This window comes from Blastochloris sulfoviridis, from assembly GCF_008630065.1.
GTDB classification, from domain to species: domain Bacteria; phylum Pseudomonadota; class Alphaproteobacteria; order Rhizobiales; family Xanthobacteraceae; genus Blastochloris; species Blastochloris sulfoviridis.
Genome location: NZ_VWPL01000020.1, coordinates 1 through 12689 on the forward strand (window position 1 = coordinate 1; position 12689 = coordinate 12689).

The window sequence follows — 12689 nt, forward strand, 5'->3', positions numbered from 1 at the left end:
TGCGGGCCGACGCACGGCGGCCGAACGCCTTGGCTTGGCGGCAGCACGCCATGGACCGGCGGCCGAACGCCATGGACTGGCGGGCGAACACCATGGATCGGCGTACGCACGCCGCCTGGGCAGTGCGGGCCGACGCACGGCGGCCGAACGCCTTGGCTCGGCGGCAGCACGCCATGGACCGGCGGCCGAACGCCATGGACTGGCGGGCGAACACCATGGATCGGCGGCCGGACGCCGCCAGGGCAGTGGTGCCCATAGCAGGGCGGCTTCGGCGGCAGCACGTTGACCGGCGGCACGTAGACCGGCGGTACATAGACCGGCGGCACGTAGACCGGGGGCGGCACGTAGACCGGCGGTGGCACATAGACCGGAGGTGCCACATAGACCGGGGGGGAGACCCGCACCGGCGGCCGCGTCGGCGACACCAGCGGCATGACGGGCGCCGGAGCCTGCTGCTGCGGCGGGCACGTCACCTTGAAGTTCCAGGCGGTGCCGGTGGTGCCGGCACAGTTCGGGATAACCTCGACCCGCACCTTCTGCGCCCCGGGCGGCACCTGGAACGGCATGTCGCCGCCGCCCCCGGTACACGTGGTGTCATGGACCAGCCGGCCGTCGATGAAGACGCGCATCTGGTCCTTGATGTCGAAATTCTCCCAATGGAAGCTCGCGTTGCCCTGGCGTCCGGCGAGGTCGAGTTCGATCGCCTCCGGCTTGTCGCCGCCGGCGCTGATCACGTCGTCGCACTTGCCGGGCCTGGTGGTCTGCGGCGGCTGGTCCACCGGCGGCTGCACAGGCGGCGGTTGGTCCGGTGGCCGAATGTCGATCGGGATGCAGACCGTGTCGATGCAGTTGACGCTGCCGGCTGGCAGGTCTGGCGGCAATTGCACGGTCATCGTCACCGTGACCGACTCGCCGGGATTGAGCGTCACCGGCGGGTATTCGCACGCCACCTGGGTGCCATTGGGCGCACAGTTCCACGGCGCCGAGGCGGCGACCGCGGTTGCTCCCGGCGGCAGGGTGTCGGTGAAGCGCGGCGTGCCGGTCCACAGCTGGCCGGTATTGTTGGTCAGCGTCAGGTCGAAGGCGCATTGCCCGCCGGGCTGGCACGGCGCCTGCTGGGTCTTGGAGGGCGTCAGCGGCGGCTGATTGACCGGCGGCTGGTCCGGCGGCGTGGTGTCGATCGGGATGCAGACGTCGTCGATGCAGTTGACGCTGCCGGGTGGCAGGTCCGGCGGCAGCTGGATCGTCGTGGTCAGCGTCACCGACTCGCCGGGATTGAGCGTCACCGGCGGGTATTCGCAGACGATCTGGTTGCCGGTGGGCACGCACGCCCAGGGCGGCGAGGCGTCGATCGGGATTGCGCCGGGCGGCAGCGTGTCGGTCAGGCGCGGGATGCCGGTCCACACCTGGCCGGTGTCGTTGGTCAAAGCGAGGTCGAACACGCACTGCCCGCCGGGCTGGCAGATGGCCTGCTGCGCCTTGGACGGCGTCAGTGGCGGCTGGTCCGGCGGCGCGGTGTCGATCGGAATGCAGACGTCGTCGATGCAGTTGACGCTGCCGGGTGGCAGGTCCGGCGGCAGCTGGATCGTCGTGATCAGCGTGACCGACTCGCCGGGGTTGAGTGTCGCCGGCGGATATTCGCAGATGATCTGGTTGTCGGTCGGCACGCACGCCCAAGGCGGCGAGGCGTCGATCGGGATCGCGCCGGGCGGCAGCGTGTCGGTCAGCCGCGGTATGCCGGTCCACACGCCGGGGCCGGGATTGGTCAGCGTGAGCGTGAAGCTGCACGGGCCGCCCGGCTGGCAAAGGGCGGCCTGAATTTTGCTAGGTACAAGGCTAGGCTGGCCGGGGAGCGGCGGGGGGCGGCGCGGCGGCAACTGCGCCGGCTTCTTTGGCGGCGGGGGCGCGTCGCAGGGCTGGTAGATGGCGATGTCGCCGATGCGGGTGGCATCGTTGCGGGCGAGGCCTGCGGTGTCGACCTCGCCATCGACACCGACATTGATGTCGGTGTCGATGAGGTAGGACTGCAGCAGGCCCGTCGGCGGGTAGGGCGGGCCGTCGGGCGGATAGGGCCTTGCCGCGCCGGGCGGCATCGTCTCCTCGACCGCGCTGGCCGGCGTGCCCTGGATGCCGTGAACCTGCGAGCCGTCCGGCCCGGGACACGGCGCCTTGGGCGAGCACAGCGTATCGCCGCTTGTCCAGACTGTCATGTTGGGCCGGGCAGGGTCGAGGGTCCACAGCACCGGCGTGTAGCCATAGCCGAAGGCGATGCCGCCGGCGCAGTTGGCCCGCAAATACGGCTGGCCTTCGGCGCGGCGATCGTAATGGCCGACGTCATAGCGCCCGCCGAGCTGCCAGCCCTGGGCCGGATCGAGCACGTAGCGCAGCGCCCGCGCCTCGTGCGGGGTGGCGAACGCCGCCTCCGCGCCGAGCCCGAGATTGCGCAGGCCGCCCCGCTCGGCCAGCAGCATCACCGCCTGCTCGCCACAGTCGGGGAAGGTGATGTCGCTCACCGGCTGGCTGAAGCCGGCACGGGCGATGTCGGCCGGCTTGGAGAAAAAGTCCGGCAGAAGGAATTCGCGCCGCACGTCGGCGGTGTCGAACGCGCCATCGGGCCCGAGCCGCACCGACCACACGGCGTTGCGCTTCTCGTCCTCGGGCAGCTGCCCCCAGGCGCTATTGCCGAAGGCCGGGCTGCTCCACACCGCGTAATAGAGCCGGCTCTCGCTGCGCGCCGCATCGCGCCGCACTCCCAGGCCCCAGATGCGCCGACCGGACGCGGCGAGGTTCCAGCACTCGGGGGACCGGTCGAAGCCGGCGGCGCCGCAGTCGCTGAAGCGCGCCGTCGAGGCCGGATCGAACGCGATCGGCTGAAGGCTGCGCGTCTGGCCGCTGGCGACGTCGAGGAAGCGTGCCCGGCCCTGGGTGCCATGGTCGTAGCTGCCGAGATCGGCGCCATCAGACACGCGGATGCGGTGGATCATGCCGGTTTCGAGGTCGGAGACCAGGAGCTGGCGGCTGGCCTTGTCGAAGGCGATGTTGCCGAGGCCCGCGGCGGTGTTCAGTCGGCCGTTCAGCGTGACATGGGCAAAGATGGAAGGCCGGTAGCCGTCGGCGGCGTCGAGCCGGTAGATGGTCCCAGGCCCGCCGCCCGGCCCCCACATGCCGGCCATCCACTGGCCGGTGGCGCCGTCGCGGTGCAGGCCGAAGGCGGCCGTCGCCGTGAGGTAGATGTTCGGCGGCGTCGCATCGTCCAGCGCCACGCCGAACACCTGTCCGACTTCGGCCGCGCTGACCGGGCCCCGCTGCGGCTCGTTGATCCAGTGCGTGCCGGTCGGTGGCTGGCCAGGCGCCCGCAGGTCGAGGATGCTGCCGACCGTGCCGGCAGGGTCCAGGATCAGGATGGGCTGGTCGTTCGGGCCGCGGACGGTCGTGGTGCCTGAAAACCGGGTGACGAAGGCCTCGCCGGGGGCAAGGCCCTGTCCCTGCGCCACGGCCGGCAGCGGCGCGGCGCCGAGGAGGGCGGCGGCGACGGCCAGCGCCCGCCAGGGCCGCCGGCGCGACGGCAGCACGGCCGGAAGGGGCGGACGACTGGCAAGCGAACGCGCCGGCAAGCGGACCGAGATCGGCCACGCGCGCGGCAAAGGCCTCGAACTTGAAAAAAACATCGTCGCCCCCTCGCCGAGATGGGGCTGCCCTTGCGGTATCAGGCGCAGATCAGACCGCTTCGCCCGGGGGGGTCAATGCCTGTGCGCTCGCCCGCAATCCTTGCGCCCCGCTCAGCAAATCACCGGCATCGCGACCGGATTTGAATAAAATAGCATTGCAGGCAAGTTCATCGCAAAACAATTGTCTAATTCCATCTGGCAAGCCAAGATCTTGGTTAGCAGCTTGTCCTTGCACCCCTGGGCCTGCAACCCTTGCGGTTGCATGCGCGATTGATGAGACGAGACAGTCGTCCGTGAAGGGTTCGCAGGCGCGTGAAGAGGCGCAGGGATCGGCGCGTCGGATGCATTCGTTTTTGCGGGACCGGCGGTCCAGGACCGTAGATTCCGTGCCCCTGCATCGTCCCAACCCCGCAAAACACGCACGCGGCGGCGCCGGTCATGCACGCCTGCAGGTTGTCCCCCGTCCGCCCACCAAGACGCCTGCCGGCGTGCCGGCAGGTCCGGCCGACCCCGGCGCGGGCGCGACGCCCTTCGAGAGGGCGATGCGGACCGGCGGCGCCGTCACTTCCAGGCGCCGTCATTTCCAGGCGCCGTCACTTCCAGCTGCCGTCCTCGGTGTCCCAGCGCTGGCCGCCGAGCGCGCCGGCGAAGGCGTCGAGCAGCGACTCGGTGTCGACCTGGGGCAGCGCGCTGTTGTCGCCCTCGTCATCGCCGCCGACGAAGGTGAGGTGCGGGCCGGACCCCTCGTCGACGGTGGTGGTGCTGGCGCCCTGCAGCCACAGGAGGGCCTGGTCGCCTGCGCCCGGCGTCTCCGGCCCGAGGGCGATCTGCAGCTCGATGACATCGGTCAGCCCCAGGCTGGGCACCACCTCGCTGGCGCGCTTCAGGACCAGTTTCAGCTCACCCGTCGTCGGGTCCCAGGCGGCGGCGCGGCTCCTGGCGCCGACGATGCCGGAGGCCACCTCGCCCAGCCGCTCGGCGAGCCGTTCGCGGTCGAGCGCGGCGCCCTTGCGCCAGGCGTCCGTGGGGAAGCGCACCGCCCACTCCACGGCGTCGGCGCTGGTCCAGCCCGCGGCAGCGACGCCGGGCAGGGCACGCACCTTGGCGAGCACGTCGGGCGCGCGCTCGGCCGCCAGGCGCAGTTGCAGCACCTGTTCGCCGGTGCGCAGCGCCCGGCAGGAGTCGACCAGCGTGGGCAGCGACACCCGCACCTGCTCGCTCCGCAGCGCCTGCAGCACGCCGGGCAGGCCGGCGCGCGTCACCTTCACCCCGAGGGCGAAGGGCGAGAGGGTTCCGAACACGGCGGGCGCCGGCTCGATCGTCTCCTCCACGGGAAGCGATTCGGCGAACTGCTCCTCGGTCTGCTCGGTGAGGTCGGCGGCATCGACCTCGATCGCGGCATCGCCGCGTGTGAGGGTGCCCTGGAACGAGAAGGTCTTGCCGGTGGCTTTGCGGGTCAGGCTCACCGCCACCGGCAGGCGCTGCTCGGAGGTCTGGCCGGTGCCGGTCAGCTTGGCGCCCTCCGGCTTGAGGGCGACGACGAAGCGATCCTTGCGCGGGCTGTTCGGCCCGAGGGCGTAGCACACGTCCAGCTCGGCCGACACGACGCGGCCGCCCTGGCGCGTTTCCTTCAGGAAGGCGTCGACCAGTTCGTCGCCGAACAGGCCATCATCGAACGTGAAATAGCGGACCGACTCGGGTGCCGGCTTGGCGGGCTCTTTGGCGTGGCTGGGCAGGACGAGCGCAGCGAGGACGCCGGCTGCAAGAACGCTGGAGCGCATGGCGGATTCCGTAGGTTGACGCGCCGGGATCGACAGCGAGATCCCGATTTTCGCAAGCTTGAGGATGCGATACTGTCCCGGCGCGTGGCTAGGCTGCAAGCTTGGTTGAATTCGGCCTCGCCGTCATCAGGGGGAGAAAGCGATGGCAATGCGGCAGCGTGTGGCGGCGGGGACCGTGGCGATGGTGCTGGCGGTTTCGGCGGGCGGGGCGTCGGCGCAGATGGGGTCGAAGGAGCAGGGCGGCGCCATCGGCGGCGCCCTCATCGGCGGCGCCGTGGGCTCCTTTATCGGCGGCAACGCGGCAGCCCGGGTTGGCTCGGCGGTGGCGGGCGCCATGATCGGCTCGTTCATCGGCAGCCGCATCGGCGCCGCGCTGGACGAGGAGGACCGCCGGCAGTTGGCGCGAATGACCCGCGCCTCGATGGAATCGAACAGCGGCAAGCAGTACACCAGCCGCAAGACTGGCGCGAAGGTCCGCACCCGCGTCGCCAAGACCGCCCGCAACGCCGAGGGCCAGACCTGTCGCACCGTCGAGCAGGAAGTGGTGACCAAGGACGGCCGGGTTGTGAAGGACCGCGTCACCGGCTGCCGCGGACCCAACGGATGGTCGGTGTGAGGCTGCGTGCGGGCGCGCTCGCCCTCGTCGCCACGGTGTGGGCGGACGCGGCGCTGGCCCAGCAGCCGATCTCCGGCCGCTCCGAGACCCTGGGCATCACCTTCGCCGGCCGCGGCGAGGCGGCGTGGTGCGGCCCGACCGTCAGCATCGACCTCGCCGCCGACACCGCCGCCGCCTATGACGACATGCAGGCGGTGCAGCAGATGGTGGGGCGCATCCGCGCCGCAGTCGGCCACCCCAAGGAGTGCCCGACGGCCGAGCTGGTCTATTTCCATGCCTTCGCCGGCGGGGAGCCCTATTTCTCCATGCTCGCCACCCGGCTGGGGCGCTGGCGGGTGTTCGACGTCGACCCCGCGACGTTGATGCCGCGCTGTCTCGACGCCGATGCCGACGACGCCCGCTGCGCCGACCGCGTAGCGGCGTTTTCGCTGATGCACCAGCTGTTCGCCGAGGAGGCGTTCGCCGGCCTGCAGCTCACCGAGATGCTGAGCGTGGCCACCGCCTCTCCGCTGGCCTGGCGGGGCCGCGCCTCCGAAGGCCGGCTCGACATCTTCGACGCCGAGCCCGGCACCTCGCCCGCCGCCCTGGCCGACGGCGCCGCCGAGGCCGAGCGGGCGGCCTGCGCGGACCAAGGCGGCCGCTTCGAGGTCGGCGCCGGCAGCCGCGGCGAGCGCGTCGCCAGCGCCCGCACGCGCTGTCGCAAGGGCGGCAGGACCGCCACCACCGAGCACGTCGCGTGGCTGCGCGGCGCGGCGCTCTATCTGTTCCGTATCGCGGCCACCGGGTCGGACGTCGAGGCGGCGCGCACCAGCGAGCGGCTGGTGGAGATGCTGCCGCAGATCGAGTGAGCCGGCTTCCGGCGGCAGATCCGCCTGCGTTTTCAAGGTCTGATCGCGAGAAATTCCTGCAATAGTGCGATAGCGACCTGAATTTTCCGGAACCACCCGAAATGCGCGATGGCATTTCTTGTCGGGCCGACGTGACACGGTGGAAGTCGGCGGATGTCCAAGGATTCGTTGTCACCTGCGAAGGAATTTGCGCAGGGGAATAATAAGAGTCGGTACGGAATCAGTACGAACGGCGAGCTCAGGGCATTCTTCGCAAAAGTGGGAACCGGTTTTGCGGAAGAGAATGCGACAACTCGATAACTTGGAGCGTCCGCCTGGTTCAACGAGATCGGCGGACGCTCCAGTCGCCGATGCTAGCCGCAAAATTTTTTAAGTAATTGAGTTATGGGGAAAAAGGAAGGAGTCGCATTCTTGTCACGCTGATGCGGTTTCCGCATGCTGCCGCAAGGACGACCGTGACCGGGCCGGCGCCCGGCCACGACGTGGCGAGAACGGGGAGCGCCGCCCGCGCCCGGCCGCCGAAGGCCGGTCACAAATCCTGCTTCCTGCGCATCTTGTGGATGACGAAGGGCGCGACCAGGCCGACCACGGCGACGGCGCCGAGCAGCATCAGCAGCGCCGACTCCTCCAGCCAGGCGATGCCCGGGACGGTGAGCGCGAGCACGATCCCCACCAGCGCGACATGCCACGACGCGATATGGATGCCGGCGGTGAAAGTGCCGAGCGCCAGAATGGTCAGGGTCGACAGCGCTGTGGCATCCGCGCTCATCATGTCGGAGACGTCGGCGATCGACAGCAGCTCGATGGCCCCCAGGACGGCGGCCCAGTGCAGAACTTGGGTCCAGATCAGCCGCAGCCGGCCCTTCCGGTCTCCCGCCGCCCGCCATTGCGACAGGATGCACATCAGACCAATGATCGGCCCCAGCGCGATCCAGTAGCCGCGCAGCGGCGTGCCGGAGAAGCTGGTGTAGGCCGCGCCGAAGATCGACAGCGCCAGCACCGCCAGATACGGCAGCTCGCGGAAGATCAGCCGCCGCCCGAAGGAAGGCGCGGCGTCGGCGACAGCATCGTCTGCATTCCAGTTCGTCATAATCCGGTCCCTTCGTTCGGCCGAGACATGGTTCTTCACGTCGCCCGCAGCAGGCGGGGTTGCCCGAATTCGCGTTCGATCATGCCGCCGAACCGGCGGAATTGCTTGTGTTGAATCGCGTTCCGGAAGCCTTTGCACATTGCCTGGAGCACCCTAGGCCGTCGTAATGATGTCCGGCGCGGGGGCGCGCTGCGGCTCCGACTCCTCGGGCTTGGGGCGGTCGAGATACATCTTCGTCAGGAACCGGAAGATGACGCCGATCGCCGCCGCCAGCGGCACCGCGACCACGAGGCCGAACAGCCCGAACAGCTTGCCGAACGCGAACAGCGAGAACATCACCCACACCGGCCCCAATTCCACCCGGCGCCCGAGCAGATAGGGCGACAGCACGTAGTCGGCGATGGTCTGGCCGACCAGGAAGACGGCGGGAACCTGGAGAACCAGCAGCCAGCTCGGCCAAGACTGGGCCAGGGCGATGAGGGTGGCGACGACGAGCCCGGTGAGAAATCCCAGATAGGGAACGAAGCTGAGGAGGCCGGTGGCGATGCCGATGATCAGGGCGTGGTTCAGGCCGATCAGGCTCAGCGCGACCGCATAGAAGACCGCGAGCACGAGGCACAGCGTCGCCTGTCCGACCATGAAGCCGCTGATCTTGTCGTTGATCTCGCCGGCCAGCGCATGCACGGTGTCCTTGTGGGCGTCCGGCACGCAACGGTCGAGGAAGGTGGTGATCCGATCCCAGTCCTTGATGAAGTAGGCCGCGACGATCGGCACGACGATCAGCACCGACAGCACCGAGATCAGCTCCTCGCCGCCCGACCAGGCGGAGCTGAGGAAGCTCTCGGCCGAGCTCACCGCCGCCGAGGACAATTCCGAGAACGCCTTCTCGGCCTGCCCCATGCCGTCGCCGAACACCCGCGCCAGCCACGGCCGGTCCGGACTGCCGGCCGTGAACTCCTGCAGCTGGCGGAAGTAGGCCGGCGCCCGCTCGACCAGATAGCTGAGCTCCTTGATGACGATCGGGCCGGCAACGACGACGAGCCCGATCAGCACGACGCCGATGACCGCGAAGATGCCGAGCGCGGCGCCGAGCCGGCTCACGCCGAGCCGTTCCAGGCGGATCACCAGCGGGTTCAGCACATAGGCGACCGCGGCCCCGGCCACGAAGGGCAGCAGGGCCTCGCGCAGCACCGTCGCGGACACCACCACAACGGCAAGGAGCGCCAGCCATGCGTGCTTCTGGACCATGCGCGATGCCCGTCCCGACCTCCGCCGGCCCGACGAGGCCGGGTCGGATGCCCCGAATGAATGGTCCGGCGCATTTCCTGTCGCAAGCCGTCCGGTCTTGCAAAAATGCGTCCGCCCCGCCGCCGTCCCTCAAGGCTTCCGGACAAGGTGCCTGCGCAGACTAGGGAAGTTCGAGAGAGCCGACAACGACGCGATCAACTCTAGCATGAAATGGCTGTGATTCCGGTTCCCTGGCGTCGGGAGGAGCCATCCGCGGACCGGACCGGATGTCCTCCGGGGCATTCTCCGCAACAGTGGGAACCGGTTTTGCGAAAGAGAATGCGACAACCCAAGGACTTGAGAAGCGTCCGCTTGGTTCGAACTTGCCAGCGGACGCGCTAACGACGGCAGCGTGCGCGGACCGCTGGGTCCGGTCGCGGATTTTCGCGACATCCTCGATGTCCGCACCACCTCGATCATCGCCGCCATTCTGCCGGACAGAGGAAAGCCGCCCGCTCGTCCCCATTTGCGGGGTCCGGTCCCGGATCTTCGGGCGCATCACGTCTTTGCTTCGGCACGGCGGCTCCGGCGTCAACCGCACCCCCGGCGCAGCCAGACCACAAGCGGTTTCACGCGTCTGTTATCCATTGGTGCAATCCGGGTGAACGCGACTACGTATAAATAAGCAGAGCGCGCGTGAAGGGACGCTCTTTCGTTCGAAGCGGCAACACGGGTAGAACAATCTCTCAATGGAGTGTGGAATATGAAGAAAGCAGCTGCAATCGGGGCAGCCACTCTGCTCCTCACGTCGACGATTGCTTCAGCCTACGTCAACCCGGATGGATCGATTACGCCGAGCATCACCGACTCCTATCTCTGGATCAATTTCACAATTCTTGGCCTGCCGGCCATCTGGGCGGCGATCCTGTACAGCTAGGCATCGCGGATGCGCTGAACGGCGGCGGCGCCAAGCTGCGCCGCCTTCGCGGCCTGCTGGACGGTCAGGCTGCGCTCGTTCAGCGAATAATACCAACGTCGGCGGTAGCCGACCGTTGGTTCAACTTGCGAATTTTCGCGAAATCGTTGATTTCCTTAAAGGAAATTCGCAAGATTCACGGCCTCACGCGTCAGCGTTTAGGGCCGTTAGTGTCATACGGTTTCCGGCCAAATCGGCCGGAAACCGTATGATCCGTTTCCTTGAATTTCGCAAAGTCCAACCGCGAGGCTGAATGGCCCCGCGTCAGCGTTTGGGGCCGTTGGTATCAGGCCGCTTGGCGCGAGTCCGCCTGGGTGGCGGGCCGGCAGGTGGGCTGCGGCTCGGCGGTGTCGGGCGCATCGGCGATGCTGACCGTGATTCCGGATTCGCTCAGGCGGCGGCCGAGCCATTCCATGCGGGCGGCCTGCGAGCCGGCCTGCGGAAATTCGCTGCCGCTGCGCTGCAGCCGCTCGGCCATCAGGCAGATGCAATCGGCCATGAACGCCAGCGGCAGCTTCACGCGGGTCATCCCGTCATGGCAGCGCCGGCGGTCCCAGGCGGCGGCGATGACGCCCTCGCGCGCCTTCTCCGCGGTCTGGTTGGTGAAGGCGGCAAGTTCCTCGTAGGTCAACCACAACTGGGGCATTGGGGCAGGCTCCCGTTTCCGACGCTCGTGCAGCTTACATAACGGAAACACCCGAAAATTCGGTTGTGCCGACCTCTAAACTTTGATCAAAACGCCGATCATTGGCCCAACCTGGGCGCGGGACCGCGAAAGGTTGCCAGATGCACCGGACTGGAGTGCGGGGAGGCGAGGCGTGCGCACGTCGGCGGCTGCGCATCGCGGCGATTGCGCTTGGCGGCTGGCTTTTCAGCGCGGCGGGCGCGCTGGCCGGCGGCTCGCTGCCGTTCTCGGACGTCCTGGAGCACGCCCGCGCCGTGCCCGTGCTGGCCGAGCAGTTGGCGGCGATGGTGGCGCAGGAGAACGTCGATCCGGCCGAGCTGGTGTGCGATGCGACCCGGCTGGGCAATCAGTGGCGGCATCTCGGCGGCGAGCGGGTGTTGCCCTTCGAGTGCGAGATCGGCGCCCGCACCGTCGTCATCGAGGGCGCCATCGAGTTCCTGAACGCCAAGGGCAAGGTGATCGCCACCGTGGTCGATGGCGATGCCAAGGACATCACCAAGGCGGTGTTCCGCGACGCCGCCTCGGTCCGCTTCAGCGACCTGCACCTGAAGCCGGAGTGAGACGGTTTCCGCTCGGCGGCGGCGGCGGCGCCTGCGCCCGCGTTGCGATCGTCAGGCCCCAGACCAGCCCGAGCAGCATCCAGAACAGTCGCCAGTGGTCGGAATCGATCACGAAGCCGAGCATCGCCATGCCGAGGAAGGTGCTGTAGATGGCGATGTAGGCGCCCTGCCACGGCGTCGGCCGCAGCACCGTCGCAAAGCCGAAGCCTGTGGTGATCAGCACCAGCAGCGCATAGGCCAGCCCCGAGATCCAGCCGCCCGACAGGAAGGCGTTGAGATAGACGTTGTGGGGATCCTCGACGAAATAGAGATGGAACTGGCGCGGCCCGATGCCGAGCGGATGGTCGAGCGCCAGCAGCGCGCCGAGAATGTGCCGCCCGAACCGGCCGAGCGGGCCGGAATCGTAGCTCTGGGTCAGCGAGGCGCGCTCGCGGAACAGCGTGCCCACCTCATCGACCGACAGCGCCGCCACCACCAGCGCGCCGACGAACACCACGCCGATCCCCGCCAGCAGAATGATCCGCGCGCGCTCAGCCGTCGCGCGGGCGGTGACGAGCGACAGCAGCACCGCGATCGTCGCGGAGGCTGCGAACATGAACCAGGAGCCGCGCGAGAAGCTGAGGACCAGCCCCAGCAGCAGCACCGCCAGCACCGCGACGTTGCGCACGATGGTGCCGAGATTGCCGGCGAGGCTGCGCTGCACGCACAGCACCGCCGGCAGCACCAGGAACGGCCCGAACACGTTGGGATCGTTGAACGTGCCGCGGGCGCGGCCATAGCGCGTGAAGAGATCGGCGAGCACGCCGAAATAGCCGGCGATGCCGCAGGCGGCGGCGATCACCGCGCCGATCATCACCCCCGCCAGCAGGAAGCGCAGCCGCCGCGACGTCTCCTCGGCCATCACCAGCGCGAAGCCGATGGCGGTTACGCCGAGATACCACGACACCGCCACCCACATGCCGGTCTTGTCTTCGCCGAGCACCTGCAGCAGCGAGAGCGTGAACCCGACATTGTAGACGATGACGAGCAGCAGCAGCGGGATGTAGGCCGCGTTGAGGGTGAGGCCCGCCGCGACGAACGCCGTGAACGTCACAAGCGAGACGATCTCGTAGGGCGAGGGCTCGATGAACACGAACGCCCCGGCAAGGCCGGCGAGCAGCAGCAGGAAGGGCCGCACGCGCTCGCGCCGCCGCGGCGCGGCGATGGACGGGAGAGCGTCGGCGCAGATGCTCACGGCC

At 68.8% G+C, this 12689-nt stretch carries 10 protein-coding genes; 4 read left to right on the forward strand and 6 right to left on the reverse strand.

Annotated elements, in window-relative coordinates; translation table 11 throughout:
• Both F1193_RS11540 and F1193_RS11545 read right to left on the reverse strand, forming a co-directional pair.
• Positions 1 to 3614: COG1470 family protein (locus tag F1193_RS11540; RefSeq protein WP_150097879.1), on the reverse strand; the 3614-nt coding region annotated here is incomplete at its 3' end.
• Between the two features lie 647 nt (positions 3615 to 4261).
• Positions 4262 to 5449 carry a hypothetical protein gene (locus F1193_RS11545; RefSeq protein WP_150097881.1) on the reverse strand — a complete coding sequence of 396 codons (1188 nt, stop codon included), beginning with the start codon at positions 5447 to 5449 and terminating at the stop codon, positions 4262 to 4264.
• Positions 5450 to 5591: 142 nt separating this feature from the next.
• Here F1193_RS11545 and F1193_RS11550 point away from each other — a divergent pair, with 142 nt between their 5' ends.
• Positions 5592 to 6065 carry a hypothetical protein gene (locus F1193_RS11550; RefSeq protein WP_150097883.1) on the forward strand — a complete coding sequence of 158 codons (474 nt, stop codon included), beginning with the start codon at positions 5592 to 5594 and terminating at the stop codon, positions 6063 to 6065.
• Positions 6062 to 6913, forward strand: a complete 852-nt coding sequence (locus tag F1193_RS11555; protein ID WP_150097885.1) for a hypothetical protein — start codon at positions 6062 to 6064, stop codon at positions 6911 to 6913. Before F1193_RS11550 ends, F1193_RS11555 begins: the two co-directional genes overlap by 4 nt.
• 529 nt (positions 6914 to 7442) lie before the next feature.
• Here the strand turns inward: F1193_RS11555 and F1193_RS11560 are convergent.
• Both F1193_RS11560 and F1193_RS11565 read right to left on the reverse strand, forming a co-directional pair.
• Positions 7443 to 8042 carry a hypothetical protein gene (locus F1193_RS11560; RefSeq protein WP_150097887.1) on the reverse strand — a complete coding sequence of 200 codons (600 nt, stop codon included), beginning with the start codon at positions 8040 to 8042 and terminating at the stop codon, positions 7443 to 7445.
• A 114-nt stretch (positions 8043 to 8156) separates the two neighbouring features.
• Positions 8157 to 9251, reverse strand: a complete 1095-nt coding sequence (locus tag F1193_RS11565; RefSeq protein WP_150097889.1) for an AI-2E family transporter — start codon at positions 9249 to 9251, stop codon at positions 8157 to 8159.
• 735 nt (positions 9252 to 9986) lie between these two features.
• On the opposite strand from F1193_RS11565, the gene F1193_RS11570 reads away from it, so the two are divergent.
• Positions 9987 to 10418: a hypothetical protein gene (locus F1193_RS11570; RefSeq protein ID WP_150097891.1), complete on the forward strand. Its 432-nt coding sequence runs from the start codon at positions 9987 to 9989 to the stop codon at positions 10416 to 10418.
• 74 nt (positions 10419 to 10492) lie between these two features.
• Here F1193_RS11570 and F1193_RS11575 read toward each other — a convergent pair whose 3' ends face one another.
• Entirely contained in the window at positions 10493 to 10852 is a 360-nt protein-coding gene (locus tag F1193_RS11575; RefSeq protein ID WP_150097893.1) for a hypothetical protein, read from the reverse strand.
• A 140-nt stretch (positions 10853 to 10992) separates the two neighbouring features.
• Between F1193_RS11575 and F1193_RS11580 the strand changes: the two genes are divergently transcribed.
• On the forward strand, positions 10993 to 11451 hold the full coding sequence (locus F1193_RS11580) for a hypothetical protein (protein ID WP_150097895.1): 459 nt from the start codon (positions 10993 to 10995) through the stop codon (positions 11449 to 11451).
• On the opposite strand, the gene F1193_RS11585 is transcribed toward F1193_RS11580, so the two are convergent.
• Positions 11423 to 12685: an O-antigen ligase family protein gene (locus F1193_RS11585; RefSeq protein ID WP_150097897.1), complete on the reverse strand. Its 1263-nt coding sequence runs from the start codon at positions 12683 to 12685 to the stop codon at positions 11423 to 11425. The two genes, F1193_RS11580 and F1193_RS11585, sit on opposite strands and share 29 nt — an antisense overlap.
• Positions 12686 to 12689: the final 4 nt, after the last annotated feature.

Bases quoted from the DNA above. Each gene is read 5' to 3' on its own strand.
- F1193_RS11545 (WP_150097881.1), bottom strand. From the start codon at position 5,449: ATGCGCTCCAGCGTTCTTGCAGCCGGCGTCCTCGCTGCGCTCGTCCTG.
- F1193_RS11550 (WP_150097883.1), top strand. From the start codon at position 5,592: ATGGCAATGCGGCAGCGTGTGGCGGCGGGGACCGTGGCGATGGTGCTG.
- F1193_RS11565 (WP_150097889.1), bottom strand. From the start codon at position 9,251: ATGGTCCAGAAGCACGCATGGCTGGCGCTCCTTGCCGTTGTGGTGGTG.
- F1193_RS11575 (WP_150097893.1), bottom strand. From the start codon at position 10,852: ATGCCCCAGTTGTGGTTGACCTACGAGGAACTTGCCGCCTTCACCAAC.
- F1193_RS11580 (WP_150097895.1), top strand. From the start codon at position 10,993: ATGCACCGGACTGGAGTGCGGGGAGGCGAGGCGTGCGCACGTCGGCGG.